This window comes from Phyllobacterium calauticae, assembly GCF_019991125.1.
In the GTDB taxonomy this organism is placed as follows: Bacteria; Pseudomonadota; Alphaproteobacteria; order Rhizobiales; family Rhizobiaceae; genus Phyllobacterium; species Phyllobacterium calauticae.
The window spans coordinates 646130-665394 of record NZ_JAGENB010000003.1 but is presented as its reverse complement, the minus strand read 5'-3'; the positions used below and the strand labels follow the sequence as shown (position 1 = coordinate 665394).

Genomic DNA, 19265 nt, shown 5'->3' with positions numbered 1-19265 from the left:
TGAACAAGGCGGGGAGCAATCCCCGCCTTTTGTTTGGTGAATCCTATTCGGCAGGCAATGGCGGCTGTGACACCACTTCCAGCAACTCCCGTTCCAGTCGCGCTTCTTCTTCCGCTTTCGGCTTGGAGAATCCGGCGAGCAGCAGATAGGCAACCGGCGTCAGGAACAGCGTCGAAGCCGTGGCAAGCCCAAGACCACCGACGATGACCCAGCCAAGCGCAATACGCGCCTCGGCACCGGCACCACTGGCGAGAACCAGCGGAACACCGCCAAGAATGGCGCAGAGCATGGTCATGACGACAGGGCGCAGACGAATATTGGCTGCTTCCTCGATCGCCTGCCGTACATTCCGACCCTGATCGCGCAGATGATTGGCAAATTCCACGATCAGAATGCCGTTCTTGGCCATGATGCCGACAAGAAGCACCAGTCCGATCTGGCTGTACACATTCATGCTGGTGCCTGTGAGGATCATGGCAAAGACCGCGCAAGCCAAGCCGAGCGGAACCGTAGCCATGACGATAACAGCACTGATGAAACTTTCGAACTGCGCCGCCAGAACAAGCAGGATGATCAGGATGGCGAAACCGAAGGTGACGAACATACTGGCTGAATTCTCGCCAAGGGTTGCAGCCTCGGCGAGTGGAATGAGGCGATAACCCGGAGGAAGCAATGGTGCCGCTACTTCCTGAGCTACTTTGTAGGCATCACCCAATGCAAAGTCAGGGCTAAGGGCGGCCGTGATAGCGACGGACCGCATCTGCTGCTCACGCGTCAATGCGGGCGGCACGGCGACTTCCGTCAGCTTGGCAATGGTCGACATCGGCACGAAGCGTCCATCGCTGGTGCGCATGAAGACGTTTTCGAGATCCGTCGGATCATTGATCGGATTGGTCGTCGAAACCAGCTTCACATCGAAACTGCGATCCTCGATATAGACCGAACCGATCTTGTAGCCATCCAGCACCGATTGCAGCGCCTCGGCGAGACCGGTGATCTCGATGCCGAGATCGGATGCACGCTCGCGATCGATGGACACGGAGAGCTGCGGCTGCGTCGGTTCATTGGTCAGGCGCGGCCGGTCAAAGCGTTTGTCCTTTTCCAGCGCCGACACGATCTTGGCGGCGGCCGTTCCGAGGTCGGCGTAATTGGTCCCGACAATGGCGAACTGCAGGCCGTTGCCCGCGCCGCGAATGCCGAGCGAATTGGGCTGGGCGGCAAAGACCTGGATGCCGGGAATATTGCGCACGCGCTTGGACACGTCGGCGAGAATTTCCTGCTGGCTCCGGTGACGTTCCTTCCATGTGGCAAGGCTGAGCACCATGAAACCGCGATTGGTGTTGCCGTTCTGTCCGGCGATGGAAAACGTGTTCTGGATTTCACCGGAATCGCGCATCGGCTGGATCAGCGTCTCGATCTGGCGCATCTGGTCGTTGAGATATTCAAGGCTGACGCCCTGCGGCGCCGTGATGCGCAGGAAGGCCGAAGCGCGGTCCTCGGTCGGCGTCAATTCCTGTTTAAGCAGCGAAAAGGCGCCGAAGGCTGCCCCGGCAAACAGCAGCGATGCCAGGACCACGAGCCATGGCGCGGCCAGACATCCGTGCAGCATGCGGCGATAGGCTTCGAGGAACCAGCCGCCCACCCGCCGGACAAGGCCCGGCGAATGGTTGATATCCTCGTGCTTGGCTTCGCTTGCCGAGAGCAGGCGCGAGGCCAGCATCGGACAGAGCGTGAGCGCGACGACGGCCGAGAGCAGCACGCAGATTGCCAGCACGAAGCCGAATTCGCGGAAGAGACCACCGGTCTGTCCGGGCAGGAACGAGAGCGGCACGAACACCGCCGCCAGCGTCACCGTCGTTGCGATGACCGCGAAAAACACCTCCTGCGTGCCAAGCACGGCAGCGGCGCGCGGCCCCATGCCCTGGTTGCGGCGCCGGACGATATTTTCGAGCACGACAATGGCATCGTCCACCACGAGACCCGTCGCCAGCACCAGCGCCAGCAGCGTCAGGATGTTGATCGAGAACCCGGCGAGATAGATCGCCGAGATGGTTCCGATCAGGGCGACCGGCATCGACACCGCAGGGATCAGCGTCGCACGCAGATCCCACAGGAAGAGATAGATGATCAGGATGATGATGAAGACCGAGGCGCCCAGCGCGATTTCAACCTCGTGCACGGCACCGTTGATGAAATCGGCATCGTCACTGGTTACGCGGATATCGACGCCTTCCGGCAAGGTTTTTTGCAATTGACCGATAGCCGTCCGGACGCCTTTGGAGATATCGAGTGTGTTGGACTGCGCTTGGCGGATGATGCCAAGACCAATGCCGGTCTTGCCATTGGCGCGCAGCGTCGATGTGCCGATATCGGGACCGAGCGTGACGGTTGCGACATCCCGGATCTTGGTGCGATCCTTGATGATGATGTTTTCGAAATCCTCCGGCGTCGACACCGGCGCGGTGGCGCGGACGACGATGCTCTGTGCACTGCTGTTGATCTGACCGGCGGGCGTATCGAACGCCATCGTATTGAGGGCCGTGCGGACATTGGCAACCGTCAACCCGAGGCTTGCCAGTTTGCCCTGATCGATATCGATACGGAAAATCTTGCTGCGGTTGCCGTTGATTTGCACATCCGCGACACCGGGCACCGATGCAAGCACGTCCTTGATCTGGTCTTCGACCAGAACGGTCATGTCTTCGACGGCCATCGTGGTCGAGGTGACGGCAAGGCGCATTACCGCGTCGGCATTGGCATCCGCCTTGACGATCTGCGGCGGGTCGGCCTGCTCCGGCAAGGTGTTGGTGATGCGGCTGATGGCATCGCGCATATCGGCGGCGGCAACGTTCAGATCGACACCGTCATTGAACTCCACGGTGACACGGCTGGTCCCGAAGGACGAGCTGGAGGAAATGGATTTGACCCCGGAAACGCGGGACACCGCGCCTTCAATCGCCGCGGTCAGCTCGCGGTCAACCGTCTCGGCAGCGGCGGCCTGGAATGTCGTCGTTACCGTCACCACGGGCCGGTCGACATCCGGCAGTTCGCGCACGTCGACGCCATAGAAGGCGGCAAGCCCGGCAACGACGATCAGGGCATTGAGCACCAGCGCCAGCACCGGGCGACGGATGAAAAGAGCGGTGAAATTGGAGTTGGCCTGTCCGTGTGAATTGCTCACGCCGCACCTCAGCCCTTTTCGCCGACGGAAGCCAGCGGTCGTGTGCCGGAATCCGTCTGGTTGGCAGGCTGGCCCTTGATCTGGACGGCACCGCCCTGGCGAACGGCCTGCACACCTTCCGCGACAATGAGGTCACCCGGTTTGATCTCGGCGTTGACGAGAACATAGGCGGCATTGCGCTGCATGATGCGGACGGGAACGCGCTGCGCCTTGTTGTCCGCAATCTTCCAGATATAGGCGCCGTCCGTGCCCCACTGGATCGCCAGCGGATCGACCGTCGGATAGGTCTCTCCGGCAAATCCCATGTTCACCTGAAAGGCCATGCCTTCGCGCAGGGCATCATTCGGATTGGTGATCCTCGCCTGCACCTGCAGGGTGCGGCTGTCGGGATCGATGCGATTGTCGATGGCGTTGATCGTGCCCTTGAACGTCTCGCCCGGCCGGGCAACGGAGGTGGCCGTGACGGCTGCGCCGACCTTGATGGCCGGGGCAAAGCGTTCCGGCACCCAGAAGTCCACCAGCACTTCGCTGCGATCGGCGATCGTCGCGATCTGTGTCGTCGTGGTGATGTAGTTGCCGGCACTCACGGGAAGAATGCCGACGATACCGCCAATCGGCGCCTTGACCGCGCGGCGATCCAGCGCGAGTTCGGCCTCGCGCACATCGAGACCGGCATTGTCGACCGCCAGTCCGGCATCGGACACCTGCACGGCGGAAACGGTATTGGTTGTGCTGAGGTTTTCCGCACGCTTCAGCTTGGTCTGGGCATCCTTCAGCATCGTGCGCGCCTTGTCGGCGGCGATGCTTTCCGCCTCGGAATCAAGCCGGGCAATCACGTCGCCGGCTTCAACCCTGGTACCTGAGGTGACCAGGATTTCCGTCATGCGTCCGGCGGCGAACGGTGTGACGGAAACGGAGCTCTTTGCCTTGCCGGTGCCAATAGCCGACAGCTTGTCATTGATCTTGGCCGCATCGGCGGCCCGCACAACCACGATCGGAACGGCCTGTCCGCTCCGTCCCTGGCCATTGGGTGCCGCTGGTTCCTTTGCTGTGGTCAGAACCTTGTCGACACCGGCTTTTTTCAGGAGATTGGACGCGCCCGGAAAGAAATACAGCCATCCCGCGCCGGCAACGGCGAGGATAGCGACAACCAGTACAAGTTGTTTCCAGACTTTCATACGTCACTCCAAAAAGGCCGGTTCCGCTATCCGCGGAGCCAGCACCACCGTATTTTTGATTGTATCCCAATGCGCATCCCGGCGCGAAAGGTTGTTTACCGACAAGAATAAAGCGCTTTGATGTCGCCGTTAATGACAAAACGGTGAGGTTACAAAGATTTAATGCAAATGCCCGCGTCCGTTTGACTGCAGAATTTAGCCGGTTATGCCCGGTTCTGCTTGATGGGCGGTTGCTGCCGTGCAACATGGCGGGCGGAAATTCCGGAAGGAGAGCATTCAATGGCGACGAAGACCGACATTGCACGCCGCGTGTTCAATCACACGTGGAAACTCGACCCCATTGTCCGCAGCCTGCTGGATACGGATTTTTATAAATTGCTGATGCTGCAGATGATCTGGGGGGTCTATCCCAAGGTCGACGCAACCTTCACGCTGATCAACCGTACCACGCGTGTGCGGCTGGGCGACGAGATCGACGAGAAAGAGCTGCGCGCGCAATTGGACCATGCCCGCACGATCCGTTTTTCCAAGAAGGAAATGATCTGGCTCGGCGGTAACACCTTCTACGGCAAGAAGCAGATCTTTGAACCGGACTTCCTCGAATGGCTGACGCATTTCCAGCTGCCGGAATACGAGCTGACCAAGCGCGACGGCCAGTACGAGCTGAATTTCCATGGCCCGTGGATGTACACGACCATGTGGGAAATCCCGGCGCTCGCCATCATCAATGAACTGCGCTCGCGGGCGGCGATGAAGAAGATGGGGCGTTTCGAGCTCGATGTGCTCTATGCCCGTGCCAAGGCCAAGATGTGGACGAAGGTGGAGCGGCTGCGCTCCCTGCCCGATATCCGGATTTCCGATTTCGGCACGCGCCGCCGCCATTCGTTCCTGTGGCAGCGCTGGTGCGTGGAGGCCCTGAAGGAAGGCATCGGCGAAGCCTTTACCGGCACGAGCAATGTGCTGCTCGCCATGGACAATGATCTGGAAGCACTCGGCACCAATGCGCATGAGCTGCCGATGGTTCTGGCCGCCCTCAGCCGCACGGACGATGAACTGCTGAAATCACCCTACAAGGTGCTGCAGGACTGGAACCGCTACTATGGCGGCAATCTTCTCATCGTGCTGCCGGACGCTTTCGGGACCGCCGCCTTTCTGCGCGACGCACCCGACTGGGTTGCCGACTGGACGGGTTTCCGCCCGGACAGTGCACCCCCGATCGAGGGCGGGGAAAAGATCCTGTCCTGGTGGCGCTCCAGGGGCAAGGACCCGCGCGGCAAACTCCTGGTGTTTTCCGACGGGCTTGACGTCGAGACGATCGAAGAGGCCTATCATCACTTCAAGGGCAAGGTGCGCATGAGCTTTGGCTGGGGGACAAACCTGACCAATGATTTCGAGGATTGCGCGCCGCGTTTCAACGATCAGCTCAATGCCATTTCGCTGGTCTGCAAGGTCAGCGAAGCCAATGGCCGCCCGGCAGTCAAGCTTTCGGACAACCCGAAGAAGGCAACCGGCGACAAGGCCGAAATCAAACGCTATCTGGGCTTGTTCGGAGCGGAAGACCGGGTGGAACAGGCCGTGAAGGTTTAAGCAGAAGAAGCTGCATTGCCATCCTGCGTGGTTCGACAAGCTTGTCTGTTTGAATCTGTTTGAAATGAATAAAACCCCGCCGGCAAGCCAGCGGGGTTTTGGAAATTCAGCGTCGACCGGACGGCTGTTACTGCAGCATGACTGTCTGCAGCTCGTGTTCCTGCGCGCCGACAAGGATATTGTCGCGTTCATCGGAAAGCACGATGGGATCGCCATTGGCGGCAAAGAGCGCCCAGAGTTCAACACCCGGCGTCATCGGCGGCAATGCTGGGAAACTGGTGGCGAGATCGTCGGTCTTCACCTTGCGCATATAGGCGACCTGTCCGGCGCCAAGACGCGAGAATTCCAGTTCACTCAGGAAATTCTTCGAAACAGTGTTTTGCATATCAGCCTCCATATTCGGACAGTCCTTCCAAAGGCCCCGTCCTGTTAGAGCCACGATCAGTCCTGAACTGCAATGTTGATGCGTTTGACCAATCGTTCGGGTTCCGGACGGTCGAGATCGATCGACAGAAGCCCATTCTTCAATGTGGCAGCACTCACGCGCATTCCATCGGCAAGAACGAAGATGCGCTGGAACTGGCGCGCGGCAATGCCACGATGCAGATATTCCCGTTCGCTTTCATCGGCCTGCCTGCCGCGGATGACCAACTGATTGTCTTCAGTCGTCACTTCCAGATCGTCATTGGAAAAGCCGGCGACCGCGAGGGTGATACGAAGCTGTTCCCGGCCGTTATCGCCATGGATGCGTTCGATATTGTAGGGCGGGTAGCCGTCACCGGATTTGGCGATACGCTCCAGCGTCTTTTCCATCGTGTCGAAACCAAGCAGCAAAGGGCTTGAAAACGGTGTCATTCGTGTCATCTGTGCAGTCCTCAGAAAAGCGACCGAAAAGAGAAACCCGGAGATGGCATTTCCCTTCCGTCCTTTGATATGGTCGATCCCGATGCAGACTTCAAGAGAATGAAAGCAAGAGATGACGCGGAAAATCATAGTTGACACGGATCCGGGCCAGGACGATGCGCTGGCAATCCTTCTGGCACTGGCAAGCCCGGAACTGGACGTTCTAGGAATCACGGCGGTTGCCGGCAATGTTCCCCTGGACCTGACCAAAACCAATGCCCGAAAGATCTGCGAACTGGCTGGACGGCCGGATGTGAAGGTCTTTGCCGGCGCAGACCGGCCCCTGATGCGGGCGCTCGTCACCGCTGAAAACGTCCACGGCAAGACCGGCCTCGATGGTCCGGACCTGCCTGAACCTGTCATGCCCCTGCAAGAGCAGCATGCGGTCGATTTCATCATCGAGACCTTGCTGACGCAGGAAAGTGGCACTGTGACGCTGTGCCCGCTCGGCCCCCTCACCAATATTGCGCAGGCCCTGATCCGTGCCCCGCAGATCGCCACGCGCATCCGCGAAATCGTACTGATGGGCGGCGGCTTTTTCGAAGGCGGCAATATCACCCCGACCGCCGAATTCAACATCTATGTCGATCCGCAGGCGGCACACATCGTGCTGAAGTCGGGTGTGCCGATTGTGATGCTGCCGCTGGATGTGACGCACAAGGCGCTGACGAGTGCCCGGCGGATCGAACGCTTCCGGGCCATGGGAACCCGGTCCGGCGCTGCGTCCGCAGAGCTGCTCGAATTCTTCGAGCGGTTCGACGAAGAGAAATATGGCAGCGATGGCGGCCCGCTGCATGATCCGAACGTGATTGCCTATCTCCTGAAGCCGGACCTTTACAAGGGGCGGCATTGCAATGTCGTCGTGGAAACGACGTCGGACCTTACCCTCGGCATGACCGTCGTCGACTGGTGGGGCGTCACCGACAGGCCGAAAAACGCCTTTTATATACGCGATGTGAACGATGAGGGTTTCTTCGACCTGCTGATCGAACGCATCGCTCGTCTTCCCTGAGCCAAAACAGGTCCGGCAGCCCCCTGCCGGACCTATCTCCTTGTTTCATCACAAAAAGTTGAGTCGACGTAAACCTTCAGTCAGCAATTTCCGCGCATAATCGTCCCGTGACCGGAAGGCCCGCAAGGGCTGCGCTCAAGCCTATTGGGATCGATATGCTGACACGACGGACGTTCTTCTGCGGATTGATGGTGACCGTTGCCGCGCCTCAGGTGGCTTCGGCAAAACCCAGGAAACCCTTTGTCCTCAATCCCGAATACATGCCGCAGATTGTTGACTACCCGACCTATGAAGAGGCCGGAACCGTCATCATCGATCCGCGCAACCGCTTTCTCTATCTCGTCGAGGATGAATATTCAGCCATCCGTTACGGCATCGGTGTCGGGCGGGCCGGACGGGCCTTCTCAGGAACGGCGGAAGTCGGCCGCAAAGCCAAATGGCCGCGCTGGCAGCCGACAGACAACATGATCAAACGCCAGCCGGAAAAATATGCCCGTTACGCGGAAGGGGTTGCCGGCGGCGGCGGCAATCCACTCGGTGCCCGCGCGCTCTACCTCTACCGCAATGGCCGTGACACCTATTACCGCATCCATGGCACCACCGAACCCTCGTCGATCGGCAAGGCCGTCTCCAACGGTTGCATCCGCATGATCAATGACCATGTGGTCGATCTGTACGACCGCGTTCCCCTGGGAACGCCCGTGATCGTCCTCTGATGCTCAGGAGCGCGTGTCCGGCACGCGGCGCCAGCTGTAGGTGCCCGCCTTGGTGTGGGAGCCGCGGCCAGGCTGATAATAAACCGGCGTATCGTGCAGGTTGTGGTCGGCGAGGCGTGTCAGCGTCACCGCGTGGGTGACCTTCAGCGTATCGAAGCCGGTGCGCAGCATGTAGGCAACCTGATCGATCAGCACATCGCCGACCGCACGCAGCTCGCCCTGAAACTGATGGCGATCCTTCAGAACCTCGGCCTTCGAATAGGAACGGCCATCATTGAAAGCCGGAAACTGCAGCGCAATCACCGGGATTGAACCGAGCAACGGCAGAAGCGGATCGATGCTTTCGCCGGGCGCGACGGAAACACCGATCCGCCGGTTGGTCGCATTGCGCACCCCCTCGTCAAGTCCGAGCCAGACGGCCAGCGGCAGGATGACCGCCGGGGCATCGCCTGCCTCCTCCAGCGTTTCAGCCGTGATATAGGGGTCCTCGCGGAAACCTTCGCGACCCCACAGCTGGCTCTCGGGCTTTTCAGACATGTCATTCATAGATTCGAATCCGTCAGGGAAATATTGCTCAGCTGGTCGGTGAGGCCAGTCAGGTGGATACCGCATTCGGTTTTATCGGTGCCTGCCCAGCGGCCGGCGCGGTCATCTTCGCCTTCCTTCACCGGCGACGTGCAGGGCATGCAGCCGATGGACCGGTAGCCTTCAGCGACGAGCGGGTGCGGCGGCAATTGGTTGGCGGCCATGTAGGCCTTCAGGTCGGCAGACGTCCAGCGCGCCAGCGGATTGATGCGCACGCGCGCGCCGACGGACTCGAACACCGGCAATGCCGTGCGCGTCGATGCCTGGAACTGCTTGCGTCCGGTCATCCAGGCGCGATACGGCGCGACAGCGCGGGCCATCGGCTCGACCTTGCGGATATAGCAGCAGCGATCCTTGTTGGTCATGGACAGCGCCCCGAAAGGATCCTCGTCTTTCAGGCTCTGCTTGAGCGGGTGAATGTCCTGCACGGCGGTCAGGCCGAGCTCGTGCACGAGCTGGTCGCGGTAGCGCAGCGTTGCCGGAAAATGCTTGCCGGTCTCGAGAAACAGCACCGGCAGGGCGCGATTCACCTGCGCGATCAGGTGCAGAAGCACCGAGGATTCCGCCCCGAACGAGGAAACCACGGCGATGTCCTGTTTGAAGAGCTGGCCGATCGCCAGTTCGATGATCTGCGCCGGGTCGAGATTGCCATAGCGGGCTTCAAGCGCCCGCGCTTCATCCGCCACGGTGATCTCGTTGGTTTCAAGCAGCATTGGCAGCCTCGCCATAGAGCGCCTCCTTGAAGGGAGCAGCGCCCAGACGCCGGTAAGCCGCAAGGAAGGTTTCTTCCTTGTCCGTCCGGACTTCGAGATAGCGGTCGACGATGGTCTCGATCGCGTCGACGATTTCTTCGGAGGAGAAGCCGCGCCCAGTGATATCGCCGATGGTGCAGACCTCGTCGCCGGAGCCGCCGAGGGAAATCTGGTAGAGTTCCTCGCCCTTCTTCTCGACGCCGAGAATGCCGATATGGCCGACATGGTGATGCCCGCAGGCATTGATGCAGCCCGATATCTTCAACTTGAGTTCGCCGATATCGGCCTGGCGCGCCGGATCGGCAAAGCGTTCCGATATGCGCTGGGCAACCGGGATCGAGCGGGCTGTCGCCAGCGCGCAATAATCCAGACCCGGGCAGGAGATGATGTCGGTGATCAGCCCGGCATTGGCCGTGGCGAGACTGTCGGTCAGCAGCAGATCGTAAACGATGCGCAGATCGGCAATCGCCACATGCGGCAGAATGAGGTTCTGCTCGTGGCTGACGCGGATTTCGTCCTGGGAGAACTGTTCGGCAATATCGGCAACCAGATCCATCTGGGCATCGGTGGCATCGCCCGGAATGCCGCCGATCGGCTTCAGGGAAATAGTCACGACGCCGTAATCCGGGTTCTTGTGCGGTGTCACGTTCTGGTCGACCCAGGCGGCAAAGGCATGATCCGCCTTGCGGGCACTGGCCAGTGCCGACCAGCCTTCCGGCCGCTGCGGCAGATGCGGCGGACGGAAGTAACTGTCGATGGCATCGACATCCGTCTGCGGCAGCTTCAGGTCGCTGTTCTTCAACGCCAGCCATTCGGTTTCCACCTGGCGGGTCAGTTCTTCCGTCCCGGTTTCATGCACGAGAATCTTGATGCGCGCCTTGTACTTGTTGTCACGGCGGCCGTTGAGATTGTAGACGCGCATGATCGCGGTCGTATAGGTCAGCAGATCCTCGACGGGCAGGAAGTCGCGGATCTTCTTGGCAACCATGGGCGTGCGGCCCTGACCGCCGCCGACATAAACGGCAAAACCGATCTCGCCCGCTTCGTTCTTTTTCAGGTGCAGGCCGATATCATGTACCTGGATCGCAGCGCGGTCCCGTTCTGCGCCGGTAACGGCGATCTTGAACTTGCGCGGCAGGTAGGAGAACTCAGGATGCATCGACGACCACTGGCGCAGGATTTCCGCGTAGGGGCGCGGGTCGGCAACCTCGTCGGCGGCTGCGCCGGCAAAGTGATCGGCGGTCACATTGCGGATGCAGTTGCCTGACGTCTGCAGCGCATGCATCTCGACTTCGGCAAGTTCGTCGAGAACCTTCGGCATGTCCTTGAGCGCAGGCCAATTGTACTGGAGGTTCTGGCGCGTGGTGAAGTGACCATAGCCGCGGTCATAGGTGCGGGCGATGTGGGCAAGCTTGCGCATCTGGCGCGACGACAATGTGCCGTAGGGGATGGCAACGCGCAGCATATAGGCATGCAGTTGCAGATAGACGCCGTTCATCAGCCGCAGCGGGCGGAACTGGTCCTCAGTCAGTTCGCCAGCCAAACGGCGCTCGACCTGATCCTTGAACTGTTCAACGCGGGCGGAAACAAACGCGTGATCAAACTCATCGTAACGATACATTCTGCTGGGCCTTCGATTATCAGTTAAGCAGCGTTTGCCGCAGGCTTTTCCGCCTGCTTGCCAAGGTCGAGACGGACGGTGGGGCCGAGCTGGCGAATGCGCTCGCGCAGGCGGACCGGATAAAGATGCTCGCCGCGCTCTTCCACGTCGATGACATTGACGTCGATGACAAGGTTGGACTTGATCGCCGCCTTACCCGCTTCCTCCAGTGCCGCCGCCGCTTCCGCGTGGCGGGCCACGAGGGCGCCGTCAATGTGATCGAGCCATTCGCCATTGGCGCCAAGCCATACGGCTTCGCCATCGGTCAGACGGTTTGCAGTGAGAACTTTAACACTCATGATCATCATCCTTCGCAATCAAGCGGCATTGGATTGAAGGTGGCGCGCAGCCACCGGAGAGGTTGGGGTACGGATAGCCAGCGGCTCGGCCTTGTCGATCGCAGCACCGGCCACGGCATCGCCGATGACCACCATGACGGGACCATCAAGGTCGGGGCGCTGTTCCAACGCCGGCAAATCCTGCAGCGTGCCATGGAACATGCGGCGATCCGCACGTCCGGCATTTTCGATCACGGCCACGCCGGTATCGGCATGCAGGCCGGCGCTCATCAGCCGCTCAGCGACGGAGGCTGCAACGCTGCGGCCCATATAAACCGCAATGGTTGCGCCCGAGATGGCGAGGCGCGCCCAATCGGGCAGCACTTCGCCCGCCATGTCATGACCCGTGGTGAACACAAGGGAGGATGCGACACCACGCAGGGTCAGAGGCAATTGCATATCGGCAGCCGCGGCAAACGCCGAGGTGATGCCGGGAACGATCTCGAAAGGGATACCGGCGGACCGCAGCGCGGCCATCTCCTCACCGGCGCGGCCATAGACCAGCGGATCGCCGGATTTGAGGCGCACGACGCGCTTGCCTTCACGGCCGAGCGAAACCAGCAGTTCGTTGATTTCGCTCTGGCTTTTCGAATGGCAGCCCTTGCGCTTGCCGACGGAAAGCCGGGCTGCATCGCGGCGGCCCATGGAGACGACAGCCTCAGGCACCAGCGCGTCATAGACGATGACATCCGCTTCCATGAGAACGCGGTGCGCGCGCAGGGTCAGCAAGTCCTCGGCGCCAGGACCCGCGCCGACCAGCCAGACATAACCTTTCGGCTCGTCCTGATTGTCGAGGAGCAGCCCGGCAGCCTGGCGGGCACCGTCGAGATCGTTGTTGTAGACCTTGCCGGCCACATCGCCCGAGAAGAACGAGCGCCAGAACAGACGGCGCGGCAGGCCTTTCTTCACCAGCTTTTCGACAGCGGGACGATAGGCATTGGCGAGACGGGCAAGATCGCCCAAGCGCGGCGAGAACGCCGCATCGATACGGGCGCGAATGATCTGGCTGAGCACAGGGCCCGTGCCTTCCGAACCAATGGCAATGGCAATCGGCGCACGGTTGACGATGGCGGGGGTGAAGAAATCGCAGAGTTCCGGACGGTCGACCACATTGACCGGGACGTGCTGGCGGCGCGCTTCGGCGGCAATGGCACTGTCGCGCGCTTCATCGCCCGTGGCAACAAAGGCCAGTTTTGCGCCCGAGAGGTGCTTTGGGGAAAAATCTTCCGCGACATGCTGGTGACGGCCCGCGCGGATGAACGCGGCCAGCTCGTGTTCCGGATGGGCAGCAACAATGCGGATCAGCGCATTCGTCTGCGCAAGAAGCCGGGCCTTGTTCAGCGCTTCTTCGCCTTCGCCGATAACCACAACCACTTCATTCCGCACGCGGAAGAAGGCAGGAAAGACAGAAAGCTGATTGGCATGGATAGACATGAGCAAGACAATCCCGGTGAATGCTGGGATTATCGTTGATCGGACCGCTCTTTATAAGGAACAGAAGTGCGCCGAATCGAACAGCGGAGCATAGAATTTCTGAAAATCCCGGAACAAGCGGATTCCCTTTCCAGGCATCGCAAGAAAATGCTGCCCAGCCTTTGCCGGGAACGGCAAGACGGAACAGGCAACAGCAAACGGCGCCGGTTCAAGGAACACCGGCCCAATACACGACTACTTTTATCGTGTTAACGTGAAAATACAAGCCCTTTCTGCATGTCGTGCAAAGGGCCATCACCACAGCGTCGGAACAAGACGGTAACGCACCTGCTGGCAATAGGCGGTGTAACCCGGCAAATTCGCCTTGAGATATTTTTCCTCATCGAGCAGGCGGGCAACGATCACCAGGCTCAGCGCGATGGCAAAGGGCAGAGACCACAGCGACCCGAGCGCGAGGGATGACGCGATGAAGGCCAGCACGCAGCCGGAATACATGGGATGCCGTACGATGCCATAGGGTCCGGTTGCGATGACCCGCTGCCCCGATTTGACCTCGATAATGCTGGAGGCATGACTGTTTTCCCGGAATGCAAGAAAGACAATCCAGGCCCCGGCGAGGAAAGCGGCATTGCCAAGGATAACTACCCAGACGGGCAAGGGCAGCCCGGTAAAGTGACGCTCGATCCCCGGCATGATGTAGGTCAGGAGGCCGACCACGGCCGCTACGGTCTGGATGCGCTTCTGCGCCGGTTCATGCTCGGCGCCCGCCCCGGCCCTCAACCGTCTTGCGACAAGGGCGGGATCGTGTTTGAGAAAGTAATAGGAAATGAAGCTCGTGCTGGCGCTGAAAACCAGCCAGAAAAGCCAGCCCTGCCAGAACGACAATGACCAGGCGGGCAGCATGAGCAGCAACAGAAGGATGACGATGCCCTTCGCCTGCCCCTCCCACGCCTTCCTGTGCAGGTCATGCGGCGAGAGATGCATGGACATGATCAGCTCTCCTTCGGTTGGGACGCGAGACCGGGGATATCGGACACCCCGTCTGTTTCGGCCTTATCCGGTAGAATAGAGCCGAAACCCGATTGCCGGCAACCATCGTGGTGCCTGCCGCTTCAGTCGGCAAGCGCGCACCCCGCACGCTTGATCATATCACGCACGATCAGCGGTGTGGCTGCCATCTGCTGCCATCGGCTCTTTGGCTGCGCCTCCAGCGCGCGCCGCACCGCCTGGTCATCGAGAGCGATGCGGGTTCCGCACGCTGCAAGCGGCGAGCCATCCGTTTTTGCTGCAAAGTCCATGATGACAGCCGCGGTCTCTCCCACACCGGCGAGATAGGCGGTCAGAACCTGGCTCGCAGTGGGATTGGACGATGCCTGGTCGAGCATCGCCATGACCTGCGTGACCGAAATCTGCCCCTTGGCGGTTGACGCCGCCGCCATTGAGGCGGTTGCCAACCCAAGGGCGAAAGCTATGGAAATGAAAAATGCGCTGGCCATTCTAAGAAGGGGCATACCAAAATCTCCTGTGCTGGTTCGAAATTCGTATCTCGAAAATTTATTATTGTAAAACGATAATTTCTTGCTATTATCCAGGAAGAAAACTCACAGAGGTGCCCCATGAGCAATCTTTCTTCGCTTGATATGCCTACAACTGGACACATGCCGGCTCACCGCGCGGAGCGTATCCGGCGTCTCAGTAAAATCATGTCGGGCCTGTATCTCGCCACATCGGTGATCTTGACCGCAGGAACTCTCTACTACTGGTTTGCGACGCCGCCAGCCGATATCCTGACAGCGGCCAAGCTACCGGTTACCGGGGTGGAAAATCTTGGTTTCCCGACCCGTCTTCTTGCTTTTCTCGTCTCGATGCTGCCACTGGCAGCGTTGATCTGGGGATTAAGGCAGGCCCAACGGTGCTTCAACGGCTTTGCCAAACAGCAGTTTTTCACGGCCGAAACTGTCGGCAGCCTACGCGCTTTCGCAATAGCGGTCTTTGTATCGACACTCCTCCAGCCCTTCGCCTATGCAGCCCTCTCGCTCATCCTGAGCTGGAACAACCCGGCCGGGCAACGCGCACTGTCCATCGGCATCAGTTCGGACATGTGGCTCGGATTGCTGTTTGCCGGAACCATCATCGTCATTGCCTGGGTGATGCGGGAAGCCATCGCGATAGCCGATGAAAATGCCCAATTCGTCTGAGGATAAGCCCATGCCCATCAAAGTCAGGCTCAATGTCATGCTGGCCGAACGCAACGTGAAATCCAAGGATCTGGCGGAACATGTCGGGATAACGGAAGCCAATCTGTCCCTGCTGAAACAGGGCAAGGTGAAAGGCATTCGCTTCGAGACCCTGGAGCGCATCTGCGACTATCTCGACTGCCAGCCTGGCGATCTCATGCGGTATGACAAGGAGGAGAGCTAGACCGTGAAAAGGGCCGGCACGTGCACCGGCCAGCGCCAAGGCACAATCGCCACGAGATCATACCGCAATGACAGGTTCGCATAGTCGGGTTGACGGGCGAGCCACAGATCGGCCGCCGATTCGATGCGCTTCATGGCTGTCCAGGTCACCGCATCCATCGCCTGTTCAAGGGTTCGGCGGGCTTTCACTTCAACGATGAGAACAAGATCGCCGCGCCGGGCAATGAGGTCGATCTCGCCAAGTCTGGTCCGGTAGCGCCGCTCGACAATGCGAAAACCTTTCAGCATCAGGGCAAGAGCAGCGAGATACTCGGCGAAGTGACCGCGCCTGTAGGCCCTGTGTCGCTCGCCCGCGCCTGTCATTTCATTGCAAGCAACCGCTGGTAGAGTTCACCCTTCGGCCGGCCCGTCATGCGCGATGCTTCTCCCGCCGCCTTGGCCGGCGACATTTCAAGGACAAGCGCACGCAGCAATGCATCGACATCATCGTCAGTACGGGCAATGTTCTGATCGCCCTCGGGCGGCCCGACAACAAGAACCACCTCGCCGCGGATGCGGTCCTCGCCATCAAATTCCGCCGCCAGTTCCGCCAGCGGCAGGGTAACCACGGTCTCGTAGGTCTTGGTCAGTTCGCGGCACAGCGATGCCTGCCGTTTCGGGCCGAACACCTCGACCATGTCCGCCAACGTGGCGGCGGCACGATTGGGCGATTCAAAGAACACCAGCGCGGCATCCAGCGTCTTCAGCGATTCAAGTTTCGACCGGCGCTGCCCCTGTTTCGACGACAGAAATCCGGCGAAGTAAAAGCTGTCGGTAAACAGACCCGAGGCCGTCAGTGCGGCCAGAACAGAGGATGCACCGGGAATGGGCACCACGCGGATACCGGCTGCCTTGGCTTCCGGCACGAGGCGCCCGCCCGGATCGGAGACCAGCGGGGTCCCAGCATCCGATACAAGCGCTACGCTTTTCCCGGCAAGCAGGGCTTCGATCAGTTTGGGCCCGGCTTCCCCGGCATTGTGTTCATGATAGGCATAGGGACGGCGGGAAATGCCGTATCTGTCCAGAAGAACCCGACTGACGCGGGTATCCTCGCAGGCGATCACATCGGCTGCCGCGAGCGTTTCGATGCCGCGCAGCGTCATATCGCCAAGATTGCCGATGGGTGTGGCGACGATGTAAAGCGCCGGCTCAAGCGGCCGGGCACGAAACGCCGTGTTGCCGATCTGATAGTCCCGTTCCCTGGCTTCCCCGTCAGACACGTCGCACCCTCACGCTGCCAGATCGGCAATGACCGCATTCAGAACTATGGCGCCTTCGGGCGTCGTGCGGATGCGGCTGTTGCCGATATATTCGATCAGGCCCTGTTCGGCCAAGGAAATCACGCGCTTCTCCTTGACGCTATGGCCGGTCAGACGTTCGTAACGGGCAAGATCGATGCCTTCGACGAGCCGCAGGCCCATCAGCAGGAATTCATCGCCTTCCTGCTCCCCGGTCAACAGTTCTTCTTCCACGACACCATGGCCGTCACTCTCGACCTTGCTGACCCATGTCTCCGGATGACGTTCAGTAATGGTGACCGCACGCTTGCCGTTCTCGATAAAGCGGCCGTGGGCGCCGGGCCCGACGCCGACATATTCGCCATAGCGCCAGTAGACGAGATTGTGCTGGGATTCGGCGCCGGGCGCCGCGTGGTTGGAAATCTCATAGGCCGGCAAGCCGCGCCGGCCCGTGACATCCTGCGTTTCCGCATAAAGCGCTGCCGCGTGATCGCCATCGGGCGTTATCAGTTTGCCGGCTTTCCACAACTGGTAGAAGGGCGTGCCTTCCTCGATCGTCAATTGATAGAGCGACAGGTGATCGGCGGCGTAGGAGATGGCGCGGTTGAGCTCTTCCCGCCATGCTACGATGCTCTGGTCAGGCCGGGCATAGATCAGATCGAAGGACAGGCGCGGAAAAATATCGCGCGCCAGACCGATTGCCACCAGGGCTTCCTCGACATTGTGCATGCGTCCAAGCCGCCGCAGGTCAGGATCGTTCAATGCCTGCACGCCCAGCGAGACGCGATTGACGCCTGCCGCCCGGTAGCCGCGAAAACGGTTGGCCTCGACACTGGTCGGATTGGCTTCCAGCGTGATCTCGATATTGTCAGGCACGGACCAGTGCCTGGCGATTTCATTGAGCACCGACCCGACAGTCTCCGGCTCCATCAAAGACGGCGTACCGCCGCCGAGAAAGATACTTGAAATCGTGCGCGGACCGGTGCGCTCGCGCATGGTCGCCATTTCACGGGCGAAGGCCGCGGTAAACCGCGGCTGGTCCACCGGCTGGTGACGGACATGCGAATTGAAATCACAATAGGGGCACTTGGCCATGCAGAAGGGCCAGTGGACGTAAACGCCAAAGCCCCCTTCGTTCTCCTGGCCGCGCAGCAATGGGGTCATCAGGCCCCCAGACAATCGCGGGCAAAATGCTGAAAAGCCCGTGCACGATGCGATAGCGCATCGGCTTCGCCGGGCTTCCAGCCATGTTTCTGCTCGGCGGTCATTTCCCCGAAGGTCGCATCATGGCCTTGCGGCTTGAACACCGGATCAAAACCGAAACCGGCAGTGCCGCGCGGCGGCCAGACGATCTCGCCTTCCACTTCGCCGCGATAATAGTTGGCTTCACCGTCGGGCCAGGCGAGGCAGATCACGGAAACGAAGCGGCCGCCGCGATCCCTGGCGTCCGTGATGCCCCGTTCCTGCAGCGCGGTTTCAACCTTTTGCATCCCATGGGCGAAATCCCGCTTGCCATCCGGCAGTTCCGCCCAGTTGGCGGTGTAAACGCCGGGGTCGCCATCCAGCGCATCGACACAGAGGCCGGAATCATCGGACAGCGCGACAAGGCCGGTCGCCTTGGCCGCCGCGAAAGCCTTGATGTAGGCGTTCTCTTCGAATGTGGTGCCGGTTTCATCCGGTTCCGGCAGACCGAGGTCGCCCGCCGACACCACTTCGAAACCGAAGGGGCCGAGCAGATCGATCATTTCCTGGATCTTGCCCTTGTTGTGACTGGCAACGAGCAGTTTGCCTTTTTCGAGTGTTCTCATGTCAGGTTCCATAAAGCCGGTTCGGCAAATTCAATCGAGTTTCCGGACGGATCGCGGAAATACAGGGAGCGGGCACCATTGGGCCAGTCAAATTCACTTTCAATGGCAATGCCGTTGGCCTCAAGATGGGACTTCCAGCCGGAAATTTCATCCCGCGTTGCGCGAAAACAGACATGGCCCGGCCCCTTGGCACCATGGGCCGGGATGGGAAGACCGCCCTTGGGCCTTTCCCTCAGCTTTTCCGCATCGAACAGGATCAGGACACCGGCGCCGCACCGGAAAAACACCGATTCATTGCCCGCCCGCAGGATGACGTCCAGTCCGAGTATATCGGCATAGAACCGTGCAGCCACGTCGATATCGGTCACATAGAGTGCTGTTTCCAGAATACCCGATGGCTGCATGGTGCTTTCC

The 19265-nt window shown here is 60.2% G+C and carries 21 protein-coding genes; 5 read left to right on the top strand and 16 right to left on the bottom strand.

Going from position 1 to position 19265, the window contains the following annotated elements; all coding sequences use genetic code 11:
* Positions 1–43: 43 nt before the first annotated feature.
* Together J1W56_RS15160 and J1W56_RS15155 are read right to left on the bottom strand one after the other, a co-directional pair.
* Complete coding sequence (locus tag J1W56_RS15160; protein WP_223614070.1) at positions 44–3181, bottom strand: efflux RND transporter permease subunit; 3138 nt, start codon at positions 3179–3181, stop codon at positions 44–46.
* A gap of 8 nt (positions 3182–3189) precedes the next feature.
* Positions 3190–4359 (bottom strand): efflux RND transporter periplasmic adaptor subunit, encoded by a 1170-nt coding sequence (locus J1W56_RS15155; RefSeq protein ID WP_223614069.1) that lies wholly within the window; start codon positions 4357–4359, stop codon positions 3190–3192.
* Positions 4360–4638: 279 nt separating this feature from the next.
* Between J1W56_RS15155 and pncB the strand changes: the two genes are divergently transcribed.
* Positions 4639–5946, top strand: coding sequence for a nicotinate phosphoribosyltransferase (pncB, locus tag J1W56_RS15150; protein WP_223614068.1), 1308 nt, complete (start codon positions 4639–4641; stop codon positions 5944–5946).
* Positions 5947–6073: 127 nt separating this feature from the next.
* Here the strand turns inward: pncB and J1W56_RS15145 are convergent, their stop codons facing one another.
* Both J1W56_RS15145 and J1W56_RS15140 read right to left on the bottom strand, forming a co-directional pair.
* Complete coding sequence (locus J1W56_RS15145; RefSeq protein WP_105734008.1) at positions 6074–6343, bottom strand: BQ00720 family protein; 270 nt, start codon at positions 6341–6343, stop codon at positions 6074–6076.
* 44 nt (positions 6344–6387) lie between these two features.
* A complete protein-coding gene (locus J1W56_RS15140; RefSeq protein ID WP_223614066.1) occupies positions 6388–6810 on the bottom strand; it encodes an Hsp20 family protein in 423 nt (140 codons plus the stop codon).
* A 112-nt stretch (positions 6811–6922) separates the two neighbouring features.
* Here J1W56_RS15140 and J1W56_RS15135 point away from each other — a divergent pair, with 112 nt between their 5' ends.
* Both J1W56_RS15135 and J1W56_RS15130 read left to right on the top strand, forming a co-directional pair.
* A complete protein-coding gene (locus J1W56_RS15135) occupies positions 6923–7861 on the top strand; it encodes a nucleoside hydrolase (protein WP_223614065.1) in 939 nt (312 codons plus the stop codon).
* Between the two features lie 155 nt (positions 7862–8016).
* Positions 8017–8577 (top strand): L,D-transpeptidase, encoded by a 561-nt coding sequence (locus tag J1W56_RS15130; RefSeq protein WP_223614064.1) that lies wholly within the window; start codon positions 8017–8019, stop codon positions 8575–8577.
* A 3-nt stretch (positions 8578–8580) separates the two neighbouring features.
* Here the strand turns inward: J1W56_RS15130 and J1W56_RS15125 are convergent, their stop codons facing one another.
* From J1W56_RS15125 to J1W56_RS15095, 7 genes are all read right to left on the bottom strand, one after another.
* Positions 8581–9114, bottom strand: coding sequence for a DUF934 domain-containing protein (locus tag J1W56_RS15125; protein WP_223614155.1), 534 nt, complete (start codon positions 9112–9114; stop codon positions 8581–8583).
* A gap of 5 nt (positions 9115–9119) precedes the next feature.
* On the bottom strand, positions 9120–9872 hold the full coding sequence (locus tag J1W56_RS15120) for a phosphoadenylyl-sulfate reductase (RefSeq protein WP_404928149.1): 753 nt from the start codon (positions 9870–9872) through the stop codon (positions 9120–9122).
* Positions 9865–11535, bottom strand: a complete 1671-nt coding sequence (locus tag J1W56_RS15115) for a nitrite/sulfite reductase (protein ID WP_223614063.1) — start codon at positions 11533–11535, stop codon at positions 9865–9867. The genes J1W56_RS15120 and J1W56_RS15115 overlap by 8 nt, the downstream gene beginning before the upstream one ends.
* A 23-nt stretch (positions 11536–11558) precedes the next feature.
* Positions 11559–11873 carry a DUF2849 domain-containing protein gene (locus J1W56_RS15110; RefSeq protein WP_223614062.1) on the bottom strand — a complete coding sequence of 105 codons (315 nt, stop codon included), beginning with the start codon at positions 11871–11873 and terminating at the stop codon, positions 11559–11561.
* A gap of 18 nt (positions 11874–11891) precedes the next feature.
* Positions 11892–13346, bottom strand: a complete 1455-nt coding sequence (gene cysG, locus J1W56_RS15105; protein WP_223614061.1) for a siroheme synthase CysG — start codon at positions 13344–13346, stop codon at positions 11892–11894.
* Between the two features lie 294 nt (positions 13347–13640).
* Positions 13641–14336 carry a methyltransferase family protein gene (locus J1W56_RS15100; protein ID WP_223614060.1) on the bottom strand — a complete coding sequence of 232 codons (696 nt, stop codon included), beginning with the start codon at positions 14334–14336 and terminating at the stop codon, positions 13641–13643.
* 122 nt (positions 14337–14458) lie between these two features.
* A complete protein-coding gene (locus J1W56_RS15095) occupies positions 14459–14857 on the bottom strand; it encodes a chlorophyllide reductase (RefSeq protein ID WP_223614059.1) in 399 nt (132 codons plus the stop codon).
* Between the two features lie 105 nt (positions 14858–14962).
* Between J1W56_RS15095 and J1W56_RS15090 the strand changes: the two genes are divergently transcribed.
* Complete coding sequence (locus J1W56_RS15090; RefSeq protein ID WP_223614058.1) at positions 14963–15544, top strand: DUF2975 domain-containing protein; 582 nt, start codon at positions 14963–14965, stop codon at positions 15542–15544.
* A 10-nt stretch (positions 15545–15554) separates the two neighbouring features.
* Positions 15555–15767 (top strand): helix-turn-helix domain-containing protein, encoded by a 213-nt coding sequence (locus J1W56_RS15085; RefSeq protein ID WP_105734015.1) that lies wholly within the window; start codon positions 15555–15557, stop codon positions 15765–15767.
* On the opposite strand, the gene J1W56_RS15080 is transcribed toward J1W56_RS15085, so the two are convergent.
* The 5 genes from J1W56_RS15080 to J1W56_RS15060 are packed head-to-tail and all read right to left on the bottom strand — an operon-like array spanning position 15764 to position 19255.
* Positions 15764–16129: a YraN family protein gene (locus J1W56_RS15080; protein ID WP_223614057.1), complete on the bottom strand. Its 366-nt coding sequence runs from the start codon at positions 16127–16129 to the stop codon at positions 15764–15766. The two genes, J1W56_RS15085 and J1W56_RS15080, sit on opposite strands and share 4 nt — an antisense overlap.
* A complete protein-coding gene (rsmI, locus tag J1W56_RS15075; RefSeq protein ID WP_223614056.1) occupies positions 16126–17025 on the bottom strand; it encodes a 16S rRNA (cytidine(1402)-2'-O)-methyltransferase in 900 nt (299 codons plus the stop codon). The genes J1W56_RS15080 and rsmI overlap by 4 nt, the downstream gene beginning before the upstream one ends.
* A 9-nt stretch (positions 17026–17034) precedes the next feature.
* Positions 17035–18207 carry a radical SAM family heme chaperone HemW gene (hemW, locus tag J1W56_RS15070; protein ID WP_223614055.1) on the bottom strand — a complete coding sequence of 391 codons (1173 nt, stop codon included), beginning with the start codon at positions 18205–18207 and terminating at the stop codon, positions 17035–17037.
* Complete coding sequence (rdgB, locus tag J1W56_RS15065) at positions 18207–18851, bottom strand: RdgB/HAM1 family non-canonical purine NTP pyrophosphatase (protein WP_223614054.1); 645 nt, start codon at positions 18849–18851, stop codon at positions 18207–18209. The genes hemW and rdgB overlap by 1 nt, the downstream gene beginning before the upstream one ends.
* Positions 18848–19255, bottom strand: coding sequence for a VOC family protein (locus J1W56_RS15060; RefSeq protein WP_223614053.1), 408 nt, complete (start codon positions 19253–19255; stop codon positions 18848–18850). The genes rdgB and J1W56_RS15060 overlap by 4 nt, the downstream gene beginning before the upstream one ends.
* Positions 19256–19265 lie beyond the last annotated feature (10 nt).

Bases quoted from the DNA above. Each gene is read 5' to 3' on its own strand.
- J1W56_RS15155 (WP_223614069.1), bottom strand. From the start codon at position 4,359: ATGAAAGTCTGGAAACAACTTGTACTGGTTGTCGCTATCCTCGCCGTT.
- pncB (WP_223614068.1), top strand. From the start codon at position 4,639: ATGGCGACGAAGACCGACATTGCACGCCGCGTGTTCAATCACACGTGG.
- J1W56_RS15145 (WP_105734008.1), bottom strand. From the start codon at position 6,343: ATGGAGGCTGATATGCAAAACACTGTTTCGAAGAATTTCCTGAGTGAA.
- J1W56_RS15140 (WP_223614066.1), bottom strand. From the start codon at position 6,810: ATGACACGAATGACACCGTTTTCAAGCCCTTTGCTGCTTGGTTTCGAC.
- J1W56_RS15135 (WP_223614065.1), top strand. From the start codon at position 6,923: ATGACGCGGAAAATCATAGTTGACACGGATCCGGGCCAGGACGATGCG.
- J1W56_RS15130 (WP_223614064.1), top strand. From the start codon at position 8,017: ATGCTGACACGACGGACGTTCTTCTGCGGATTGATGGTGACCGTTGCC.
- J1W56_RS15125 (WP_223614155.1), bottom strand. From the start codon at position 9,114: ATGTCTGAAAAGCCCGAGAGCCAGCTGTGGGGTCGCGAAGGTTTCCGC.
- J1W56_RS15115 (WP_223614063.1), bottom strand. From the start codon at position 11,535: ATGTATCGTTACGATGAGTTTGATCACGCGTTTGTTTCCGCCCGCGTT.
- J1W56_RS15110 (WP_223614062.1), bottom strand. From the start codon at position 11,873: ATGAGTGTTAAAGTTCTCACTGCAAACCGTCTGACCGATGGCGAAGCC.
- cysG (WP_223614061.1), bottom strand. From the start codon at position 13,346: ATGTCTATCCATGCCAATCAGCTTTCTGTCTTTCCTGCCTTCTTCCGC.
- J1W56_RS15100 (WP_223614060.1), bottom strand. From the start codon at position 14,336: ATGTCCATGCATCTCTCGCCGCATGACCTGCACAGGAAGGCGTGGGAG.
- J1W56_RS15095 (WP_223614059.1), bottom strand. From the start codon at position 14,857: ATGCCCCTTCTTAGAATGGCCAGCGCATTTTTCATTTCCATAGCTTTC.
- J1W56_RS15090 (WP_223614058.1), top strand. From the start codon at position 14,963: ATGAGCAATCTTTCTTCGCTTGATATGCCTACAACTGGACACATGCCG.
- J1W56_RS15085 (WP_105734015.1), top strand. From the start codon at position 15,555: ATGCCCATCAAAGTCAGGCTCAATGTCATGCTGGCCGAACGCAACGTG.
- J1W56_RS15080 (WP_223614057.1), bottom strand. From the start codon at position 16,129: ATGACAGGCGCGGGCGAGCGACACAGGGCCTACAGGCGCGGTCACTTC.
- hemW (WP_223614055.1), bottom strand. From the start codon at position 18,207: ATGACCCCATTGCTGCGCGGCCAGGAGAACGAAGGGGGCTTTGGCGTT.
- rdgB (WP_223614054.1), bottom strand. From the start codon at position 18,851: ATGAGAACACTCGAAAAAGGCAAACTGCTCGTTGCCAGTCACAACAAG.
- J1W56_RS15060 (WP_223614053.1), bottom strand. From the start codon at position 19,255: ATGCAGCCATCGGGTATTCTGGAAACAGCACTCTATGTGACCGATATC.